This window comes from Phenylobacterium sp. SCN 70-31, from assembly GCF_001724605.1.
Lineage (GTDB): Bacteria > Pseudomonadota > Alphaproteobacteria > Caulobacterales > Caulobacteraceae > Phenylobacterium.
Window position 1 is genome coordinate 190,989 of sequence record NZ_MEEX01000009.1, and the last position, 18,263, is coordinate 209,251.

Annotated in this window: 25 protein-coding genes; 9 read left to right on the plus strand and 16 right to left on the minus strand. The window is 69.8% G+C overall.

All coding sequences use genetic code 11. The features are described from left to right. Window positions 1–26: 26 nt before the first annotated feature. Both ABS78_RS09615 and ABS78_RS09620 read right to left on the minus strand, forming a co-directional pair. A complete protein-coding gene (locus ABS78_RS09615; protein WP_293377714.1) occupies window positions 27–1,715 on the minus strand; it encodes a portal protein in 1,689 nt (562 codons plus the stop codon). Between the two features lie 2 nt (window positions 1,716–1,717). Further along, the gene (locus ABS78_RS09620) at window positions 1,718–1,918 is read right to left on the minus strand and encodes a hypothetical protein (RefSeq protein ID WP_293377717.1); all 201 of its coding nucleotides are present in this window, start codon (window positions 1,916–1,918) and stop codon (window positions 1,718–1,720) included. 150 nt (window positions 1,919–2,068) lie between these two features. Between ABS78_RS09620 and ABS78_RS09625 the strand changes: the two genes are divergently transcribed. Continuing rightward, complete coding sequence (locus tag ABS78_RS09625) at window positions 2,069–2,743, plus strand: PEPxxWA-CTERM sorting domain-containing protein (protein ID WP_293377719.1); 675 nt, start codon at window positions 2,069–2,071, stop codon at window positions 2,741–2,743. Here ABS78_RS09625 and ABS78_RS09630 read toward each other — a convergent pair. The 14 genes from ABS78_RS09630 to ABS78_RS09695 all read right to left on the minus strand — a co-directional run bounded on the left by ABS78_RS09630 (window position 2,740) and on the right by ABS78_RS09695 (window position 14,973). Continuing rightward, window positions 2,740–5,256: a hypothetical protein gene (locus tag ABS78_RS09630; RefSeq protein WP_293377722.1), complete on the minus strand. Its 2,517-nt coding sequence runs from the start codon at window positions 5,254–5,256 to the stop codon at window positions 2,740–2,742. The two genes, ABS78_RS09625 and ABS78_RS09630, sit on opposite strands and share 4 nt — an antisense overlap. Before the next feature lie 9 nt (window positions 5,257–5,265). Continuing rightward, window positions 5,266–5,964 carry a hypothetical protein gene (locus ABS78_RS09635; RefSeq protein WP_293377725.1) on the minus strand — a complete coding sequence of 233 codons (699 nt, stop codon included), beginning with the start codon at window positions 5,962–5,964 and terminating at the stop codon, window positions 5,266–5,268. 15 nt (window positions 5,965–5,979) lie between these two features. Next, entirely contained in the window at window positions 5,980–6,615 is a 636-nt protein-coding gene (locus ABS78_RS09640) for a hypothetical protein (RefSeq protein ID WP_293377728.1), read from the minus strand. A 4-nt stretch (window positions 6,616–6,619) separates the two neighbouring features. Beyond that, a complete protein-coding gene (locus tag ABS78_RS09645) occupies window positions 6,620–8,107 on the minus strand; it encodes a hypothetical protein (RefSeq protein WP_293377731.1) in 1,488 nt (495 codons plus the stop codon). 204 nt (window positions 8,108–8,311) lie between these two features. Continuing rightward, window positions 8,312–8,830: a hypothetical protein gene (locus ABS78_RS09650; RefSeq protein WP_293377734.1), complete on the minus strand. Its 519-nt coding sequence runs from the start codon at window positions 8,828–8,830 to the stop codon at window positions 8,312–8,314. A 760-nt stretch (window positions 8,831–9,590) separates the two neighbouring features. Next, window positions 9,591–9,788: a hypothetical protein gene (locus ABS78_RS09655; protein ID WP_293377737.1), complete on the minus strand. Its 198-nt coding sequence runs from the start codon at window positions 9,786–9,788 to the stop codon at window positions 9,591–9,593. 48 nt (window positions 9,789–9,836) lie between these two features. Continuing rightward, window positions 9,837–11,747, minus strand: coding sequence for a hypothetical protein (locus ABS78_RS09660; RefSeq protein WP_293377740.1), 1,911 nt, complete (start codon window positions 11,745–11,747; stop codon window positions 9,837–9,839). After that, window positions 11,744–12,586, minus strand: a complete 843-nt coding sequence (locus tag ABS78_RS09665) for a DNA adenine methylase (RefSeq protein ID WP_293377743.1) — start codon at window positions 12,584–12,586, stop codon at window positions 11,744–11,746. The genes ABS78_RS09660 and ABS78_RS09665 overlap by 4 nt, the downstream gene beginning before the upstream one ends. A gap of 3 nt (window positions 12,587–12,589) precedes the next feature. Continuing rightward, a complete protein-coding gene (locus tag ABS78_RS09670) occupies window positions 12,590–12,715 on the minus strand; it encodes a hypothetical protein (protein ID WP_293377746.1) in 126 nt (41 codons plus the stop codon). A gap of 34 nt (window positions 12,716–12,749) precedes the next feature. Continuing rightward, window positions 12,750–13,007, minus strand: a complete 258-nt coding sequence (locus ABS78_RS09675) for a hypothetical protein (protein WP_293377749.1) — start codon at window positions 13,005–13,007, stop codon at window positions 12,750–12,752. Next, window positions 13,004–14,026: a bifunctional DNA primase/polymerase gene (locus ABS78_RS09680; protein WP_293377752.1), complete on the minus strand. Its 1,023-nt coding sequence runs from the start codon at window positions 14,024–14,026 to the stop codon at window positions 13,004–13,006. Before ABS78_RS09680 ends, ABS78_RS09675 begins: the two co-directional genes overlap by 4 nt. After that, complete coding sequence (locus ABS78_RS09685; RefSeq protein ID WP_293377754.1) at window positions 14,023–14,442, minus strand: hypothetical protein; 420 nt, start codon at window positions 14,440–14,442, stop codon at window positions 14,023–14,025. Before ABS78_RS09685 ends, ABS78_RS09680 begins: the two co-directional genes overlap by 4 nt. Before the next feature lie 4 nt (window positions 14,443–14,446). Next, complete coding sequence (locus ABS78_RS09690; RefSeq protein ID WP_293377757.1) at window positions 14,447–14,764, minus strand: hypothetical protein; 318 nt, start codon at window positions 14,762–14,764, stop codon at window positions 14,447–14,449. Then, entirely contained in the window at window positions 14,764–14,973 is a 210-nt protein-coding gene (locus tag ABS78_RS09695) for a hypothetical protein (protein WP_293377760.1), read from the minus strand. The genes ABS78_RS09690 and ABS78_RS09695 overlap by 1 nt, the downstream gene beginning before the upstream one ends. Window positions 14,974–15,050: 77 nt before the next feature. Between ABS78_RS09695 and ABS78_RS09700 the strand changes: the two genes are divergently transcribed. From ABS78_RS09700 to ABS78_RS09735, 8 genes are all read left to right on the plus strand, one after another. After that, window positions 15,051–15,683 (plus strand): helix-turn-helix domain-containing protein, encoded by a 633-nt coding sequence (locus ABS78_RS09700; RefSeq protein WP_293377763.1) that lies wholly within the window; start codon window positions 15,051–15,053, stop codon window positions 15,681–15,683. Window positions 15,684–15,923: 240 nt separating this feature from the next. Continuing rightward, window positions 15,924–16,091, plus strand: a complete 168-nt coding sequence (locus ABS78_RS09705) for a hypothetical protein (protein WP_293377768.1) — start codon at window positions 15,924–15,926, stop codon at window positions 16,089–16,091. Next, window positions 16,091–16,408 carry a hypothetical protein gene (locus ABS78_RS09710; protein ID WP_293377771.1) on the plus strand — a complete coding sequence of 106 codons (318 nt, stop codon included), beginning with the start codon at window positions 16,091–16,093 and terminating at the stop codon, window positions 16,406–16,408. The genes ABS78_RS09705 and ABS78_RS09710 overlap by 1 nt, the downstream gene beginning before the upstream one ends. Window positions 16,409–16,505: 97 nt before the next feature. Further along, window positions 16,506–16,871 (plus strand): hypothetical protein, encoded by a 366-nt coding sequence (locus tag ABS78_RS09715; RefSeq protein ID WP_293377774.1) that lies wholly within the window; start codon window positions 16,506–16,508, stop codon window positions 16,869–16,871. Further along, window positions 16,872–17,324, plus strand: coding sequence for a hypothetical protein (locus ABS78_RS09720; protein WP_293377777.1), 453 nt, complete (start codon window positions 16,872–16,874; stop codon window positions 17,322–17,324). Beyond that, window positions 17,321–17,659: a hypothetical protein gene (locus tag ABS78_RS09725; RefSeq protein WP_293377780.1), complete on the plus strand. Its 339-nt coding sequence runs from the start codon at window positions 17,321–17,323 to the stop codon at window positions 17,657–17,659. The genes ABS78_RS09720 and ABS78_RS09725 overlap by 4 nt, the downstream gene beginning before the upstream one ends. After that, the gene (locus tag ABS78_RS09730; RefSeq protein ID WP_293377783.1) at window positions 17,656–17,982 is read left to right on the plus strand and encodes a hypothetical protein; all 327 of its coding nucleotides are present in this window, start codon (window positions 17,656–17,658) and stop codon (window positions 17,980–17,982) included. Before ABS78_RS09725 ends, ABS78_RS09730 begins: the two co-directional genes overlap by 4 nt. Beyond that, the coding region (locus tag ABS78_RS09735; protein ID WP_293377786.1) for a hypothetical protein at window positions 17,979–18,263 on the plus strand (285 nt) is incomplete at its 3' end. The genes ABS78_RS09730 and ABS78_RS09735, both read left to right, overlap by 4 nt.

Genomic DNA, 18,263 nt, shown 5'->3' on the forward strand with positions numbered 1-18,263 from the left:
CGTCTTGCACGTTGCGCCGGGTCCGCTCATGCCGCCTGCCTCATGTCGCCGTTCTGGATCGCGTCGGCCGTGGCGAGGTTCGCCGCGCCCTGCCCGCCGGCCGACAGCGCGCGCCCGGCCATCTCGGCCAGCTCGGCGTTCTGGGCCAGGATCTTCGCCTGTTCGTCCCGCGCGCGCAGCTCGGCCACCTCGGCGCGGCCGCGCACCGCCTTGGGCGGCAGGGCCACGGCCTCGAACACCGACCGCAGGCCCTCTTCCACGTTCAGCGCGTACACGGCGCTGGGGTCCAGGTCCCGCGTCTCCAGCGCCATGCGCGCGGCGAGCTGGAACCCGTCCACCTGGCCGCGAAGCTGCTCCTGCGCCAGCGGGCCGGCGTAATCCCAATCGGTGTCCACCTCGCTGAGCTGGCGGGGCGGGTTGCGCACCAGCCCTTCCGCCACCATCACCTCCAGCGTCCGGTCGGCCGACTTCCCCATCCAGTCGCGGTCGATCTCGGGGATGAACCCCGCCAGCGCGCCCAGCCGCAGCCGGCGGCGCTCGATGATCTCCTCGGCCGTGACGTTGCCGCTGTCGCGCAGCCGCACCCAGTCGGTCAGCAGACCGCCTTCGACATTGCCTTCGAGCCGGGCCAGCCAGTTGGCCGCCACCTCGACGTTGCCGGCGATGTTCACCCGCTGGATCGCCTGCCCGGCGTTCTGGAAGCCCAGGCCCGCGCCATCGTAGTAGTTCACCGCGCCCATGCGGCGGTCGATGGCCTTGCCGAACATCCGCTTGGGGACCAGCAGCGGCGGGTCCGCCTGCAGGCCCACGGCGTTCTCCGCCATCTGGGTCAGGTTGTGCAGGACGATGGCTTCCGGGGCAACGTGCCAGGCCAGGCCCGTGCCGTAGGCGCTGCCGTCTTCCACCGCCAGCCGCGGCACCGCGAACGGGAAGCTGTCGTAACCCGCCTCCGCCAGCACCGCCTTCTGGTCGCAGGTGAAGAACACCTCCGCATAGGGCTTGGCGCGAGCCTCGGCCCCGGCCACGCCGCCGATCCGGGGATAGACCGCGTGGATGACCGTCACATGGTCGCGGGCCTTGCTCTCGGTCTGGACGTCCTTCAGCCACTTGGCCGGCGACGTGCCCGGCCACCGCTCCACCGCCTTCCACAGCGGCAGGGTGAACTGGAAGAACAGGGTGTCCACGTCCCCGTCCTCGTTCTCGCTGAACCAGCAGGCGCGCAGCGGCCGGGTCATGTACTTGGGGCCGAACCCGCGCTTGCGGCCCACCCACTGCACGCCCGAGCCGAACACGATCAGCTCCAGGGCCAGCCGCGACGCCGAGGTCAGGAACCGGCTCTCGGGCAGCATCATGGCGTCGAACACCTGCCACTCGACGTCGGTCAGGAATTCGCGGCTGTCGCTGTCCAGCTCCGACGCCCGGCCCGACGCCTGAAGGCCCCGCGCCACGTTGGGCTTGATGAACGGCTGGGCGTGGCTGACCAGGTTGCCGACCAGGAACGCGCCCGAACGCCGCGCCGCCACGCCGGGGACCGAACTGGTCAGCCGACGGCGCCGCAGCTCGGTGGGCTTCTGCGGCAGGCTGAAATCCTTCCGGGGCAGGAAGATGTCGGCCAGCATCTGCCACTCCCCTTCCCGCTCCAGGCGCTTCTGCTTCAGCTCGCCCAGCATGCGGTCCAGGGTGCGGAAGTCCGCGGGCGTCACCGACACCGGCATGGTCAGGTCCCCCAGCTTCCGGTCAGCGACCCGCGCGCCTGCGGCAGGGCCGCCCGCGCCAGCCCGCCCAGGAACGACGACTGCCGTCCCCCGCTCGACAACCGGCGGCTGCGATCGGTCGTCGGCTGGGTCACCGGCGCCACGGACTGGACGGGCGGCGTGGGCGGCGCCTCGACCTTCGGGGATTTCACCTTGAAGCTCATGAGGCCAGCATGGGGAGGCTCGCGCGGGCGTGGATAAAAGCCCCCGCGGGATCGCCAGCTCGAGATCGCCCCAAGGTCGCCCTGGACGTGTGCAAGCTTGACAGCGCGCGTCTCGCGGAGTCCGGTTCCGCGAAAGCTCGGGAGGCTCACATGTTCAGGACCATTCTCGCGGCCACCGCCGCCCTCGCCCTATCCGCCGGCGCGGCCGCGGCGGCCGTCACCGTCCACACCAATGCGTTCATCGACGCCCCCGCGCACTACAACGGGTTCGAAGGCCTGGAGGGGAACCCCCTTCTGGCCGATGTCGAGGGCGAGGGCGCACTGTTCTGGCCGGGGCAGGTCCCCTATTCCGAAGGCGGCCTGACGGTCGCGTTCAGCGCGCCGTCCTACATCTTCGTCCACGACATGACGCCCACGTGGTCCGGCGGCAGCGGGGAATGGGGCATGTACGGTGCGGCGAACGACGGGTTCTTCAGGATCACCCTGACCAGCGGCGAGGCGTTCCAGAGCTTCCAGGCTCAGGTCGGCAACGGAGCGCTACCAGGTCAGGATCTGACCTATCGCCTGTATCGCCAGGGAGAACTCGTTCTGGCGGGAACAACCGTCCTGCCCGCCATCGGCAGCTACGGCTGGATCGGCTTCAGCGGTGGCGGCTTTGACGAGATCCAACTTTCCGCCTTGTGGGGAGAGCGAGAAAACTTCCTGGCCATCGACAGCCTGTCGGCCAATCCGGCGGCGGTCCCCGCGCCGGCGACCTGGGCGCTTCTGATCGGCGGCTTCGGCCTGGCTGGATCGGCGCTGCGCCGCCGACGCGCCATCGCCTAGAACCCGTAGGTCAGGCCCATCGCCCGCCCGGCTACCACGCCCACCGGCGGCGGGGGCGGCGGCGGCGGGGGTGGCGGCGGCGGGGGCGGATCGACACCACCCGCCGCATAGGCGTCGGTCACCGCGCCGAGCTGCATGACAAACGTCTTCGGGGCTGACCCCAGGTTCAGCCCGCCTTCCGCGTTCCAGGCGGCGGCGTTCCCTTTCAGGTAGACGCGGGGCTGCGTTCCGGTCAGCGCCGCCCCCGTGGCGCCATACCCGCACGGTCTGCCGTCCAGCGCCACCAGCTTGTCATGGTTGGCCGGGTTGGAAAGGTCGAGGTATTCGTCCGTCAGGTAGAATAGCGCCACCTCCCCGGCCATTCGGCCGGCCACCGACGCGGGAAAGTCGTGCTCGACGTCGGTCATGCGGATCGGCTGGTTCTCCCAGGTCGATACCCGCGTCAGGCCATCCAGCAGCGCGCCCTTCATCATGTGGGCCTTATAATTTGCCAGGTCCAGCGACACCGTCAGCACGGTCAGCCCGTCGCTGGCCCTGAGCGGGAACCCGCTCTCGATCGCGACGCAGTACGAGGCCGAGAACTTGCACAGCACCGAGACCACGTTGTTCGAGCCCGCGGGCTTCCGGCGGATAACGATGCTGTTCGCACTCGACCCGTCGGTCAGATAGATGTCCTCGCTGTCGGCGCTGGTCAGCTTCAGCGCCATGACTACGGTCAGCACCGATGGGTTGGCCGGCAGGTTGAACAGGCGCGGGTCCGCGCCCCGCGAATAGCGGGCGTACTGCGTCTTGTCGAAGAGCACCCGGTCCAGGTCCACGCCGCTCGTGACGCTCGTGATCGGCTTGGCGACCGGCGCGATGTTGTCGGGATCGAACCCGTGATGGCCGCGCCCCTCCGCCCGGCTTCCGGCCTTCGGCGTCAGCATTGCTTGCAGCTTGTCGAAGTAGTCAGGGTCGCCCGGCTCTGGCCCGGCGAAGGGGGCGTCTCCACCCAGTCCCTCGAACATCGCCGCCAGCGAAGCCGGGCTGTCGTTTGCAGCCCTGAACAGGCACACGACATTGTCATACGACTTAGCCAGGAAATCGCTGAACCCAGTCCCGCCTCCGAAAGCACTGAGCGCGAAGCTCGTCACGATGTTCCTGTCTACCGCCGCGCCTCCGCGAAGGTCACCGTAGTACAGGCTGGGAGTGTTGCCGGTGTCGCGGTCTGGAAGACTGATGCTGGTGGTGCGCGTGAGACGACAGGTCTCGTCCATCGACGCCCATTCGATCCCGATGCTGTCGACCGAAATCAGCAGGTTGCCGCCCATGATGAGGCCGGAGTAGACGTCCCCCGCCTTCATGTCGTTGAACTTCCAGCTCGACGCCACGGCCATTTGACCCAGCGCGCGCAGCCGGTGCAGGCCGACATCGCAGATGTTGTTCATCAGGCGGATGTTGCTGTTCAGCCCGCTGTTCACCTGACTGAAGCCGCCGATCGACGAGTGCGCGCCATCGGTGCCGGACGGCTCGCAGTCGGTGTTCTTCGACCAGCCGCCCGCGAATTCGTTGTCCTCAAGCACCAGGCCCGAGATGTTGCCGCTGAGATCAAATGGAGAAGTGTAGAAGTTCTCTCCCCGGTTGCGCCGCACCGTCATGTTCGTACCCTTGGCGGCCACGAACCACTTCAGGTTCGCGAAAGTGCAGTCCTCTACGATCAGGCCGTTCGTCGTCGCGCCTGGGCCGGTATAGATGCCGATCAGGAAGCTACGGTTCGTCACCCACGTCTTGGCCACCAGGCGCGCCGTCGCGCCGGACGTGCGGCCCTTGATGTAGAAGTCCGGTTGCCACTTGTTCGCGGGGTGCCATCCCCCGTTCTGCACACTAAAGGCTCGCCCGCCCGTCGAATTCGACCCGCCCTCGGTTCCGGCGCACGTCGTGCCCGGATCGTTGCCGCAGATGGCGAAGACCGACGAGGAGCTTTTCGGCTTCGCGTCGTTGTAGATGCCTGTCCCGCCGTTCGGCGTATTGGCGTTCAGCAGCGCCAGACTGCCGTACACGTCGAGGGTCTCGCCGTGCTCGAAGGTCCCGACGACGTCGGATACCGAGACGTATCCCGTGAAGTCCGACTCTGCGATGGGGTCGGCTTCGACGTGGCACCGGCGATATCGGATGTCGCTGGCGTTGGACGAGCGGGCGACCCCTCCGCGCGGGTCCTGCGATGTCTGGGTGATGACGCGCGTGGTCGCTAACTTGATGTCGTGGAAAGCCAGCCGGCTGGAGCCGTCCGCACACACCCCCGGCCACTCCGGCGTCTCACCCTCCGCCGCCTGGAACACCAGCCAGTCCGAGCAGGCGATGTTGCGGGCGTCGATCCAGGTCACGACCCCGCTTCCTCCCAGGTCGGTCGTAGCGGCCGAGTAGTCGGCCTCATGGACGTCCACGGTCTTGCCGGAATACGTGGCAGGGTTCGCCCGCGCCGCCGCCAGCAGGGCGACAAGCTCGGACAGCGATGTGACGGCATGGTCGGCCATTCGCGCCCCCTACGGCCCGTAGGCGATCGAGGCGCCGCGATAGTTGACCCCGTCCGCGCCGTCGGCCGTGAAGGTCGCCGAGGCTCCTCCCTGGCCGTCGAGGTCGGCGGCGCTCGCCCAGATGGTGCTGCCGATCAGGGCGTCATTACGCTTGGTCGGCGTACCCGCGCTCGCGGTCCAGGCGACCGGGCCGCCGGACGCGTTGATGATGTGCACGATGGCCATCGCCACCCCGCTCACCGGAATGGCCACCGGGTTCGTGGTCAGCGAGTTTCCCCCATTCTGAATTGCCATCGCCGATGCCGCCGCGTGACCGGACTGCGATGTGTAGATCACCCACACATGGATCGCGCACCGCGCCAGATTTCCGCTGGCCGTCACGACTATGTCGGCGGTCGAGCCGGTCGGGATGTTGAGCGTCCAGAACTCGCTGATCCGGGTCAGGCCACCTCCACTCGCCCCGACGACGCCGACTACGGCCCCCGCATTGGCGTTGACGCTCGAAATGGAGAGGTTGGTGGCCGCGGCAGCCGTGACGCCCACGCAGACTAGGCGGTTCAGGCCGGGGGGCGGGGGATCGCCGATATCGACGGCGGCGAACGTGTAACTCGAAAGGCCCGAGTTGTTGTCGAACCGCCCCTTGTACGAGAAGGAGAACCCCGCCTGCGGCGCGGGTTGGGCTAGAGCCGAGAGGATGCATAGCCGCATGAGCCGTCCCATCGGTCAGCCCACGACGCCGATGCGCAGCACGATCCCGGCTGCGGTGAAGGTGGGCGTGCCAGAGCCGTTCACCACGGCTACGTACAGATCGTCTGTGCCGGCCGCCGCGCAGACCGGCAGGGCGATGTTGCGGATCGTGGCCTGCCGGACCCCGCCAAGATCCTTGTAGTCGGCCGCCGCCACGCTCACGACGCCCAGGATGTGCTCGGCGTTCGCGTCGCTGATCGAGGGCGCCGCGTTCTCGGTTCCCATCGCCACGTCGGCCGAGAGGAAATAGACGTCCAGCGCCACGCCCTGGTCGTCCTTGTCGATGACGATCAGGCTCTGCAACAGCCCCGCCGCATCGTTCGCCTTGAAGCACGCCGCGACCACCTGCGTCGCCGCCAGCACGTCCCCCGCCGCATAGGCGCTGGTGTCCAGGCTCAGCGCGACATCGGTGATCTTCACCTCGTCGATGGCGGCCGTCGTTGGGGTGGCGTCTTCCGACAGCCGCGGACCCGCCCGCACCGGATCGACGGGGTTGCCGTCCGGGTCCGCGATCTTCACGAAGCCGCGCGTGCCGTCCGGCTCCGGGCCGCCCATCGCCGCCAGGATGCTCTCCAGCAGCAGTCGGTCTTCGACGTCCAGTTGAACCCGCAAAGCCCTACTCCTGAAGGATCGGTCGATGATCCTCAGAGTGCCCGCCGGGGCCGTCCTGGTGGATAAACCCGCCGCCCAGGCCAAGGCCTTCCATGGCCAGCGGGCCGTACTCGGTCGCCTCGCCGATGTGGCTGTGGATGTTCTTCTCGGCCGTCGGCGACACCTTGTCGCCCGTGCGTTTAAACCGCCAGCCGCCGGCCAGCGCCTCGATCGTGCCGGGGCAATTCGTTCCCACCAGGAACCCCGGCTCTCCACCCAGCACGTTGCGTTGGAAGACGTTGCTCAGGGCCGTGTGGCGCACGTTCGGGTCGTTCGACGGGGCCAGCAGCACCTCGATCCCCGTGTAGTGGCTCAGGAGCTGCGCGAAGGTGATCTGGGCGTTCATGGCGCTCCGCGCCCGCGCCGCCGGGTCCGCGACGATCACCACCTCGGCGATGTCGGCGAACGTGGTCTCCCGCTCGCGTTTGATGGCCGCTGCGAACTGCACGAGGTCCATGGGCGGCAGCACCTCGGCCAGCACGCGGATCTGTTGCCCCACCCGCTGCTGGAAGCTGGCCGCCGGGTTCAGGGTGTTGCCGCAGTCGCAGGCGATGACCAGTTGGAGGCCCGGTTCGGGCTTGATCGCCCGCTGCACCACCATGCGGTCGCTGTCGAAATACTCGTGCACCGGCTCGCCGTGGCGGGTGAAGCCGGGCTTGTTCTCCACGAACCGCTTGATCGCCCACTTCTGCTTCATCCGCGCCGCGAGACGCTGATAGTAATTCGGGTCGATCTTCCTCAGGTTCTGAAGGTTCTCGGCCTGCGGCGACAGTCCCGAGGGCTGGATATACACATCGTCCCCCTCCTCTCGACTGATGTAGAAGCGCTTGTGGAACCACGAACCGATCACCGGGGCGTTGCTGTCCGCCCAGACGCCCGCGTAGGCCGGCGGCCGGCCCGGCGCCAGCTCGGGGCGGTCGTCCGGCTCGGGATAGCGCCCCACCCGGTTCTGGCAGCCCGCCAGGATGTCCACCGTGGCGTGGGTGTCCAGCTCGGGCAGGATGAACGCCGTCACCTCCAGGCCCCGGAAGAACTCCTCCAGGTCCTGGTCCCCCACCGCTCGGCCCATGACCTCGACGTAGGCGGGGACGCCGTCCGGACAGGTCAGGGTGAACCTGTGGTCCCAGGGGTCCCCCTTGGCCCCGGTGAAGCCCGAGCCGCCGCCGGGCCCCTTCATCCCCCACTCGCGGTCGATCTCCTTGAAGTAGCTGGGGGTGAACTGGTCCCAGAGCCGGCGATACGTCGTGCAGATCACCGCGATGCGGCACTTGCGCCAGCCGTCCCTTGGGCTAGGGTCCTGCCATTGCGCAGCGCGGAGGATGCGACGGACCGTTTCGGTCGTCTTTCCCCCACCCGTCGGCCCCACGATCAGGGCCAGGTCCGCCCGGGACAGGCCGTAGGCCTCCGCCTTGGGACCCGCCGGCTGCCATGCCGACCGCTCTCTCACCTTCATGGCGCGCGCTCTCCCCAACCCTGACCCGTGTCGAGCCGAGAGGGTGGGGCCGGCGACAAGACGTTGCATAAGAGGCGGCCAGCAGGTGTATGCCCGCCGGAACGAGGGGTGGAAGGCGCGAGGGGGCGCCCCGAAGTTGGGGGGTGGGGGGTGGACCCCCCAGGGGGGGGGTGATCGACGGCCCTCTGATTTCCCATCAGCGGGTCAGGGGGCGAAAAGGTCAGGGTTTTCCGTGTCTTGAGGGTCGTCGTGCGACTTCACGTGTGCGACTAGGGCAGGCCCAGCGCCGAATTGCTCAATGATTTCAGCGTCGGCCCCGTTCACCCGGCGCGGCGCGGCGGCCCCGCTCTCCACCTGGACCACCACCGACGGCGCGAAGCCCTCGCCCTTCACCTCGACCGCCTGCGGCTGGCGCTGGTCAGTGTACGGCAGCAGCGCCGCGCGCTCGTCCCCCAGGATCTTCAGCGCGTCGCGCAGGGTGAAGGCCCCGGCCCCGTCCACCGCGCGCTTCAGGGCCTGGACCAGGCCCTTGCGCAGCTCGCTGGCCGTCGCCTCCTTGGCGTCGAGCAGCAAGAATTCCACCTCGGCCCGCACCAGCTCGCGCAGGCGATCGTCCAGGCCGCCCTGGACCGCGCGGACGTGGGCCACCAGGTCGGCCGCCTTGGCGACCTGCGCCCTGGCCATGCTCCCGCCCGCGGCCTTCAGCTCGGCCGGCGTCACCATGCAGAGCTGCGCCGCCTGCTGCGCCGCCGATCCCCCGAACCGCGCCGAGATATACCCCTTCAGGTCAGCCGCCCGCCGGTTCGTCGACCCCTTCGGCCGCCCCCTCTTCCGAGGCCCGTCCGGCGCTGGCGCTAGCGGCAACCCCCCCGACATTAAAAGCCCCTATTTTATTGCCCTTCCACGCCTTCCAAGCGTGTTTCCATGAATATCCCTGCGAATTCCGAGACGTGGATACCTTGGAAGCCCTGGAAGGCGTGGAAGGTGATGAATTCACATTGCGCGATCACACCCCCTCACCCTTCGCACATGGAGCCGCGCGGCCACCTTCCAGGCCTTCCACGCCTTCCAAGGGCGCAAGCCGCTGAGATCACTCGCCTTCTGATGGAAGGCGTCTGGAAGGCCGGGGTTTCCACCCGCCACGCCACGACGCCCGCATGCAGGCTACGCCGGGCCGGGTCGGGGAAGGATAAGAGGGCGAAGGGTCGGGGTTGACGGCCGCCAAGGGTCGGGGTCCGGGCGCTACGCGCCCGACCAGAGGCATCAACGTGGGTCGGGGTCAGGTAGGTATGGCGAGCCGCGCGCACCGCGCCCTGGCGGGCGCTGCGCGGCTCAAGAGCGTGTCGCGGCCTAGAGGCCGCTCCGGAGAATAAAGCGTGACGCGTTCACCGTCCGGCGCTGACGCGCCGGCCGGGCGTCACATGAAGGTGCTGAAGACAGCGAAGCTCAGTCCCCGCTGGCAGAACGGGGGTGTTGACCGGCGCTAGTCGAAGTGCACACCGCCCTCGCGCAACGATCTGTGGACCTCCTCCAACGTCTCACTGACCGGCTTGAAGGTCTCTCCGGAGCCGAAATACAGCCGGGAACCGCCCAATGGATTGCGCTCGAACGCGACAATCGCAGCCGCGTTCACGAACACTGGCGAGCCGTCCATCAACGAGAACTTGTAGAATTTGGTCATGTTTCTACCCCTGACAGCCAGCACCTTCGCGCAGCTCCAGACGAAGTTCTAGTCCTCGTCCCCCGTCCCGTCGTCGGGGAACGCCGCCGCGAGGCGCACGAACACGCCCCACCGCTTCTTGTCGAGGCCCTTCCCGCATTCGCCCGTCCAGGCCACGTCCGGCGGCGCCCGTTGCAGCGTGGTGGCCCACACGCCCGTCGCCCCGGCCACGCCGGCCCACGTGGTGCCGGCGAACAGCTTGCGCACCTCGGGGTGCGATCCGGGCACGAACAGCCGCGCCGTCTCCCACACCTTGGCCTCGCCCTTGGCCCAGCTCAGCGCCAGCCCGGCGCCGGCGCAGGCCTTCTCGCAGTCGTCCAGGTTCGGCGTGATCCCTGGATGGGTTCGAAGCCCGTTGGCCAGCACGCCGCCGATGCTGGTGTGCGTCCCCGTGCGGTTCTTCAGGTGCTCGGGCGTCACGTCCATCAGGTGGCGGAGGCAGTCGCGCCAGTCCTCGGTGCGGTTCGCCGTCTCCGACCGCGCCGACGGGGCCAGCGCCGCCGCCCACGCCTCCAGCTCGGCTTCGGTCGGGTCCGCGTCGCTCATGGCGATGTGCTCGGCCGCGATCAGGCCGCCGAACTGGTCGGCCCCGCGCGGATCGTGGCCCACCTTGATGAGCGCGTGGCGAAACGCCTTCAGCACCCGCGGCCACCGCGCCCATCCGTCCACCATGCGCCGCAGGAGCTGGGCGCCGATCCGCTCCAGGTTCCCCACGTCGAATTCGAGATCCTTCGGCTCCTCGCCCTCGGGCGTGTCGGGGAACGGCTGCAATTGCAGGATCGCGAACCGGCTCTGGTCCTGGGGCCGCATGGGCGGGATGTTGATCGAGCTGGCGATGAACGGGCTGCGGCACTGATACTCGCGCGACGTGCCTTCCTGCGTCCCCCGGTTGATGCTCCCGCCCGAACTGGCCGTGCGCACCAGCTCGATGATCGCCAGCACCTTCTGAAGGTTGTTGTCGCTCTGCGCCTCCAGCTCGTCGATCCACACCGGCGTGCAGTCGTGCCTGAGCTTCGTATAGATGCCCGGCCCCGTCGTGTTCACGCTCTTGAACAGCGCCCGGCCCAGCACATTGCCCAGCACCTCCTGAAGGCTCGACTTGCCGCACCCCCGCTCGCCGGTCAGGTACACCGCCGAGCGCCACGCCAGGGCGCCCGACAGCATGGCCATGCAGACCCAGCCCAGCAGCAGGCGCGGGTCGGTCCCCGGCCGCCGCCAGTTCCACGTCTCCAACAGGTCCAGCAGCTCGCGCCCGGCGCCATAGTCGCCCGACCGCATCCGGTCGGGGGCCGGCCGGGGCATCGGCGGCCGGGCCGGAAACACCCACTCGCCGTGCCGGCCGGGCGGGAGCCACCGGCCGCGGAACAGCACGCGGTCCCCGGCGTGATAGATCAGCCCGCCGTCCACGTCCTGCCACGCGCCGCGCCCGCGCACCCGGTCGCCGTCGTCGAACACGCCCACGAACGCGCACGCGTCCTGCAGGGCCTGCCGCGCGTCGTCCGCGTCCCACCCGGTCACGGGCGGCGGCATCCCCTTGGCCGCCTTGCCGAACCGGGGCCACGCCCATTCCAGATAGCGGCTGCGGCCGGCGAAGATGCTGCCGATCGGCCCCTTGCCCGAGCTGGACGCCTTGAAGCATTCGATGGCGCCCAGGGTGTTCAGGAAGAAGTAAACGTCCTCGTTCTTTCCCAGCGGGATCACCGGGCACATGGGCGGCAGGCCCGTCTGCCGGTCGGCGTAGTCGAGCCATTTCCCCGGCGGCACCTCGGGGTCGAGCATCCGGCCGAACGCGTCCGTCACCGCCATGGTGAACCCCGGCTGCGGGTCCTGCCGCGAAAGCTCGCGCAGGTCATCCAGGTCGTCGGCCTCGGCCGCCAGGGCGCCGGCGATGGGGTCGGCCAGGGGGTTATGCTTGGTCACTGAAAGAGGCCTCCGCTCGCGGCGGACGCGGCCGGATTGATCCAAAGCACCTCAAGGCGGGGTTTGTTGCCGTGCGCTCGCGCCTTGATCGTGACCCGGCGCCAGCCCTTCAGGGCGGTGTCGTAGAGATCCGATCCGTAGCCACTGAGAACAATCATCGCCGGCGACCGCAGCACCAGCTCGAGCAACGCTTCATGGTCGGCCAGCGTCATCTCATGCGCGTAGGCGCACTTGCCGGTCGACCAACGGACGGACGCGCTGCGCGTCTCGGGCACGTATGGCGGATCAAGGTACAGAAGCGCGCCGGCGACGCTGAATTTCTCGATCAGATCTACGGCCGGCCGGCGCTCAATCTGCACGCCGCGTAGGCGGTCAATCCAAACTCTGAGGCTATCGGGAAACTTCGCCCATTGGCCCGCAACATCGTTCGTGTTGGTCACCCCGTCCACCCGCCAGCCGTTGCGCAGATGCGTCTGGGTTCCGTTGTTCCCGTGCCCCATGTGGCTACGCACCAGCAGACGCCGGGCGCGCTCGACTGGATCGTCGACGGCCTCATAGGAAAGCTCATGCTCGGCCCGCGCGTAGGGTGTCAGGGCCAGCAGCTCGAGGAGGCGGTCCCCCGATGCCGGCGAGCGCAGTACTTGAAAGAGGTTCACCACCTCCCCGTCGAGATCATTCCAGATCTCGGAGTTGCACCGCGGCTTGTGCGCCAGCACGGCCGCGCTCCCACCGAACGCTTCAATGTAAAGGCCGTGAGGAGGCAGTTCGGCGACGATCTGAGGCGCAAGACGCCACTTACTCCCCAGGTAGCGCAGCAGCGGGCGAACGGGCGCATTCATGTTTCACCCCCACGCCGCATCGTCGCCCAGCTCGTCGTCCTCGCGGTCGGCGTCCGCCGCGTCGAGGTCGTCGAGCCAGTCGATGGCCGTCTGCGCCACGTGCTCCAGCCACGCGCGGAGCCGGGCCACGTCACCCCCCCCGGGCAGGCGTTTAAACGCTCGCTCAAAGCCCGAGCCTCCCGTTGATCTCGCGCACCAGGCGCTGCGCCTTCTGGGCGGCGGTCTGCACCGCGTCCCCCTCGTCCCTGGGCGACGACGCCACCAGCAGGCGCCAGACGCCGCCGCGCGGCCCCGTGATCTTCAGCCCCGGATGCGGCCCCTCGTTCACGATCTCGGATTGCAGCCCCCAGGGCCGCAGCACCTCGCGGATGGCCGCGATCTGCGCCCGCGCGGCGCGGGTCAGGCGCAGGCGCTTGCTCATGCGCCACCCCGCCCACCGTCCCCGCTGGGGAGCTGGCGCGGGTTCGCCTCGGCCCGGCGGAACGCGTGGTCCACCATCTTCGCGGCGTACTGGTCGCCATAGGCGGTCTTCGCGCCCGCCATCCGCATCCCGGCGTCGATCAGCGCCCGCTTGGCCGCCTCCCTGTCCAGGGCGCCGGCCGCCACCAGCCGGCCGATCCCATAGGCGTTGCGGTGGAAGGTGACGTTGTGCGTCCCCGGCGCGGCCCGCGCGATCTCCTCGCACGCGTTGGCCAGGGCGCCCTTGGCGTAGCCCAGCCCCCCGCCCATCGCGCCGCCCGCCCGATCCTTCGGGCGTTCATGGGTATGCGTCGGGGCCGGCGCCGGCGGCGGCGCCACCAGCCGCAGCAGCCACCACGGCGCGCGCGCCACCTCGCATTCCCACGGCGCGCATCCCTCGGCCCAGCGATACAGGTTCCCGCTGGGGTGCAGCGACGGCGGCAGGATGGTGTATCCGCCCTCCCCGCGCACATCCAGGTGCGCCCCCAGCGCCGCCTTGCTGGCGCTGTTGCGGATCTCCGCGCCCCAGGGCAGCACGCCCGGCCACTGGAAGAAGAGTTGCCCCCCGCCCCCGCCCGTGTGCATCCGAACCGTCGGCGGCAGGCGGCCATGCGCCTCGGTCAGGGCCAGCAGGCTCGCGATCCCCGCCGCGCCGTCGATGTCGAACGTCCACACCCCGCTGGGCGCGCCCGTCCGCAGGCCGATGTTCGACCGCGGCTGGGGAACCACGGCGCGGGGCATCCGCTCGTCCGGCGACTTGGGCGGCCGCAGCGGCAGGCTCCGGCGGCCCGCCCACCATCCGCTCACCACCTCCACGTCGGCCGACGCGGCGCGCAGCCCCGTCGTGAAGCCGTACGGCTTCTTCTGCCCCGGTTGCAGCGGGAACACGTGCCAGCCCAGCGCGGCGAAGTCGTGCGCTTCCCGTGCGAGGTCGGCCGGCGCCGGCCCGGCCGGCTGCGAGGGGTTCGGGGGCGCGCTCAAGCCTCGCCCTCCTCCAGCTCGGCCAGGTTCGCCAGCACGACGCGGGCGCACATGCCGATCAGCACCGCCTCCAGCTTCTGCACCAGGGCGTCGAATTCCGGCCGGTCGCGCTGATCCTCGACCCAGCGGCAATGCTTGTGGATCGTCGCCCGGTTCAGGCCCGAGGCCTGCCCCAGCCGCTCCGGCGCCACGTCGGCCGTCACGCTCCCAAGGTAGCAGGCCAGCTTGCGCGCCTGCGCCGTCCGGTCGTCCACCGTCCGGCCCCGGCCGCCCGTGTGGTGCTGCACCACCTTGCGCATGTCCGCGCCCATGGCGTCGGCGGCCAGGTCGGCCGCCAGCACCCAGGCCGCCCGCGCCCGCGCCTCGGTGTGCCCCCATCGGCGGCGCACGATCTCCGACGATCCCCCCCGCCACATGCGCCTATCCGTCCAGGTCGGCGCGGAACGGCAGCCCGTTCTGCGGCGGGCCCTGCTCGGCCAGATAGCGGTCGGCCAGCCGCGCCAGGTCGCTCAGCACGTCGGCGACCGCCCGCTTCTCCGCCGCCCCGGCCTGGACGAAGGCGTACGCCAGGTCCCGGAACGCGAAGAGGGCGTAGCTCTGGCTCCGGCTGGTCAGCGGGCTGGCCCACGACCGCGCCTCGGGCGCCAGCCGCGCCAGCGCCTCGGGGTCGGGGATGATCGACGACCGCACCAGCGCCGCCCACATCCCGCGCCAGCGTTGGCGTTCGGCGGGGGTCATCACGCGACACCGATCAGGTCGGCGGCGGAGAGCGGAACGCCCTTGTCCTGCGCCAGACGCAGCACGGCGGGCTGGTGCTTCGACGGGACCCGGCCCGCGCCCTGGTTGGCCCACTTCCACACCGCGTCCGTGGTGAGATCACAGGTCGCGGCGATCCGCTTCGCGCCGAGAAGTCGAATGGCCTTGGCCGCCGGGGTTTCCTGGGGCATATCTATGGAACTTCCATCTGGAAATATCGTCCATATCAATGCCTCAAGTGCTTCGCCCGACGCGTCAACGACATGGAGTGGAAATTTTCTCCATCTTCGGGCCGATGGAACTCAAGGACATTCCCGGCCGCCTCAAGGCGTCCAACCGCACCCAGGCCGATCTCGCCCGTCACCTGGACCTGGACCCCTCGTCTCTCACCAAGACGATCAAGGGCCTGCGGAACGTCCAAGCGGCCGAGGTCGTCAAGATCGAGGAGTTCTTCGGCGAGAAGCTGACCGTCGTCGCGGCGGAGACGCGCCTGATCGGCTCACGCCGCGCCGCAACCGGCCGTCGCGTGCCGGTCTTCGGCTACCTGGCCAAGGATACGCTCGACCAGATTTCCCTGGGCGAAGACCACGTGCTGGAGTGGCGCGAGCCCCCGCCCTACTGGTCGGGCGCGGGCGAACTCATGTACGTCCGCATCATCGGCGACGTCATGGAGCCTCGGTATTTCGACGGAGAGCTGGTGCCGATCCGCTACGGCGTCCCGCCCGCAAAGGGCGAAGATTGCCTCGTCGAATACAAGGATGGAGGGGCGACCGTGCGCCGTTACGGCGGCCGGGCCAGCACCATGGTCCTGCTCGGCCAGTACCACCCGCCCACCGAGCAGAAGATCGACGCCACCAAGGTGAAGGCGCTCCACGCGGTCTGGCGGCCGGCCCTGATCTAGCGGCCGGCCCCGCGCCTCACTGAAACGCTCGGGCGAGCGTCAGCACCAGCGAAATCGCCCCCACGACGACAAACCCCAGGATCACGGCCCTCGGCATCCTCATGCCGCGAGTGGGCCCGAGCGCGCGGCGCTGCGCTATGGATCATTCGTCCAGTCCACATGGACGTTGACGTGGACGACGAATTATCCATCCATAACTTCCATGTTGCGCGGTGAACCGCGTTCCACGTGGGAGGCCTCATGTCGTCCAACACCCATCGAGACGGCTGCGATCCGGCCGGCGCGTTCGCCCCGGTCCCGCCGCCGGCTGAGCCGCTGCGGCTCGTGCCGCTGGTCTACAAGGTCGTCGCCGCCACGGGCTTCCTGGCCGGCGTCCTGATCGTGCTGGCCAAGGCGGGGGCGCTCTGATGCGCCATCCCTGCCGCCTCTTCCGGCCGGGCGAGGCCGAACCCGAGCGGTTCGAGGCCGTGGCCTACCTCGCCGACCGCCTGCACGCGCTGCGCGCCGGCCGGCCCCTGTCCACCGCCGCCGCCACGGTCGTCACCCACGACTTCTCCGGCGCCGGCGTCCGCCTGGCGCTGGACGACACCGGCGACCTGCTGGGCGTCGCCGTCATCGGCGAGCCCGAGCTGAGCGGCCTGCAACAGGACCAGCTCCTGTACGGCGCCCTCTACCGGCTCGATCCGGGCCGCCCCGTTCACCCCGACTGGAAGGAGGCGAGCTGATGCGCTCCCCCCTCTGGCTGCTGGCCGCCGCCAGCGTCGTCGCCCCGGCCGTCGCCGGGCTGGTCGTGATGATCGGCCGCGCCCTAGGGTTCGATCCGTGAGCCTCGCCGCCGCCGCCGCCGCCGCCGACGTCCTCGACCTGCACGCCGCCGCGGCCGAGGCCGGCGTCCACTACGACACCCTGCGCAAGGCGTGGCGTCACTGGTGCGATCCCGCCCACCCCGCCTTCTGCGCCTTCCCGGCCCCGTTCCGCTACCCGCCGCCCGGCCGGCGCGGGCGCGTGGTCTGGCGGCGCAGCGCCGTCGCCGCCTGGAAGGAGGGCCGCGAGCGCGCCTTCGGCCTGGGCGCGCAGGCCCCCGATCCGGCCCAGGCCCACGTCAGCCGCCAGCGCGCGGCGGCCAGCCTGACGCCCGCCGTTCTGAAGCAGAGGGCCGCCCTGGCCCGCATGATGGAGAGAGCCTGAATGGTCGCCTACGCCTTCGAGAAACGCCACCACGACGCGATCCTGCGCGGGGACAAGCCCTTCACCCTGCGGATCGCCGGCAGGAAGCGCCACGCCCGCATCGGCGAGGAAGTCCAGATGCTGGAGGGCCGGGCCAAGCCCAAGTTCGCCATCGGCGAGTGCGTGTTCCGTGCCCGCGTCCTCTTCGCCGAACGCGGCGTGGTCCGCGTGCTGAACCCCAGCTTCACGCCCCTCGGAGACAGGCTCTGGCGGCTGTTCAACGCCGCCGAACAGGGCGCGCCCCAGGCCGCCGAGCACCAGGCGAAGCTGGCCCGGCTCGACGGCTTCACCACCTGGGCCGACCTGGTGCGCTGGCACGCCGAACAGGCCCCGCCCGACGAGAACGGCCTCATCGACCGCGAGGCGATCGGCTGGGCCCACGCCACCGCCGTGGCGATCCGGAGGGCGGCATGAAGGGCGACCTCAACATCTATGTGTGCGCCGCGTGCCGCGGCCACATCGTCACCCGCGACCGCGACGAGGGCACGACGCCCATGTTCGTCGCCTGCCGGGCCACGCCCCTGTGCAAGGGCACGATGCAGTCGAGCATGTACCGCGTCTTCGATCAGACCATGGCCGAGGGCTTCGAGTGGTACCGCCCGCTGCCGCTGGAGCGGGCGGCCCTGTCCGAGAGCCTTCAACACCACGTCAGTCTCGGCGGGCTCCTGTTGCGAAAGGTGACGACGCCCGCGCCCCTGGCCGCCCCGCCGGCCGCCGAGGATCGTTTAAACGCTGGGGGCGCGGCATGAACCCCGTCCGGATCGACACGACGTTCAAGACGGCGTCCGACATGGCCTCCGCCCTGGATTTCGCCACGGGCCGGACGGCGGCCGTCGCGTTCTGCGAGGACGACGGCGCCGGCGGGGTCTTCGTCGAGGTGGGCTACACCCTCTGCGTCGAGGACGCCGAATATGTCGCCGCCACCATCCTGCGGGACATCCGCCGGCACATGGTCGAGGACGGGCATCCCTGCGACGCCTGCGCCCGGCGGCTGGCCCGCGTCGAGGCCGCGCTGGCGGCCCTGGAGGCGGACGGCGCCCGCCCCACCGGCCGGACGCGGGCGGTCCAATGACGGGGGATGTGCTGAAGGCCCCGTGGCGGCCTATCTCAGAAGCCAAGCGGGACGGCCGGCTGCTGATCTTGCTGGTGGACTACAGCGAGGAGACCAATTCGGCGGCCGTGGCCCGCGCCTCGGCGGCCGGCTACGCCTGGTTCGACAATCGGCTGGAGGATGAGACCGTCGGCCGGACGCTCGGGTCGAACAACTTCGACAACGACGGCGAGGACCTCTGGCGGTTCGCCGGGTGGAACTGGAGCCAGGACTTCTGGTGCGAAGGCGATGGAACGCCCGTC

Bases quoted from the DNA above. Each gene is read 5' to 3' on its own strand.
- ABS78_RS09615 (WP_293377714.1), bottom strand. From the start codon at position 1,715: ATGCCGGTGTCGGTGACGCCCGCGGACTTCCGCACCCTGGACCGCATG.
- ABS78_RS09620 (WP_293377717.1), bottom strand. From the start codon at position 1,918: ATGAGCTTCAAGGTGAAATCCCCGAAGGTCGAGGCGCCGCCCACGCCG.
- ABS78_RS09625 (WP_293377719.1), top strand. From the start codon at position 2,069: ATGTTCAGGACCATTCTCGCGGCCACCGCCGCCCTCGCCCTATCCGCC.
- ABS78_RS09630 (WP_293377722.1), bottom strand. From the start codon at position 5,256: ATGGCCGACCATGCCGTCACATCGCTGTCCGAGCTTGTCGCCCTGCTG.
- ABS78_RS09635 (WP_293377725.1), bottom strand. From the start codon at position 5,964: ATGCGGCTATGCATCCTCTCGGCTCTAGCCCAACCCGCGCCGCAGGCG.
- ABS78_RS09645 (WP_293377731.1), bottom strand. From the start codon at position 8,107: ATGAAGGTGAGAGAGCGGTCGGCATGGCAGCCGGCGGGTCCCAAGGCG.
- ABS78_RS09650 (WP_293377734.1), bottom strand. From the start codon at position 8,830: ATGGTGACGCCGGCCGAGCTGAAGGCCGCGGGCGGGAGCATGGCCAGG.
- ABS78_RS09655 (WP_293377737.1), bottom strand. From the start codon at position 9,788: ATGACCAAATTCTACAAGTTCTCGTTGATGGACGGCTCGCCAGTGTTC.
- ABS78_RS09665 (WP_293377743.1), bottom strand. From the start codon at position 12,586: ATGAATGCGCCCGTTCGCCCGCTGCTGCGCTACCTGGGGAGTAAGTGG.
- ABS78_RS09675 (WP_293377749.1), bottom strand. From the start codon at position 13,007: ATGAGCAAGCGCCTGCGCCTGACCCGCGCCGCGCGGGCGCAGATCGCG.
- ABS78_RS09685 (WP_293377754.1), bottom strand. From the start codon at position 14,442: ATGTGGCGGGGGGGATCGTCGGAGATCGTGCGCCGCCGATGGGGGCAC.
- ABS78_RS09690 (WP_293377757.1), bottom strand. From the start codon at position 14,764: ATGACCCCCGCCGAACGCCAACGCTGGCGCGGGATGTGGGCGGCGCTG.
- ABS78_RS09695 (WP_293377760.1), bottom strand. From the start codon at position 14,973: ATGCCCCAGGAAACCCCGGCGGCCAAGGCCATTCGACTTCTCGGCGCG.
- ABS78_RS09705 (WP_293377768.1), top strand. From the start codon at position 15,924: ATGTCGTCCAACACCCATCGAGACGGCTGCGATCCGGCCGGCGCGTTC.
- ABS78_RS09710 (WP_293377771.1), top strand. From the start codon at position 16,091: ATGCGCCATCCCTGCCGCCTCTTCCGGCCGGGCGAGGCCGAACCCGAG.
- ABS78_RS09720 (WP_293377777.1), top strand. From the start codon at position 16,872: ATGGTCGCCTACGCCTTCGAGAAACGCCACCACGACGCGATCCTGCGC.
- ABS78_RS09725 (WP_293377780.1), top strand. From the start codon at position 17,321: ATGAAGGGCGACCTCAACATCTATGTGTGCGCCGCGTGCCGCGGCCAC.
- ABS78_RS09730 (WP_293377783.1), top strand. From the start codon at position 17,656: ATGAACCCCGTCCGGATCGACACGACGTTCAAGACGGCGTCCGACATG.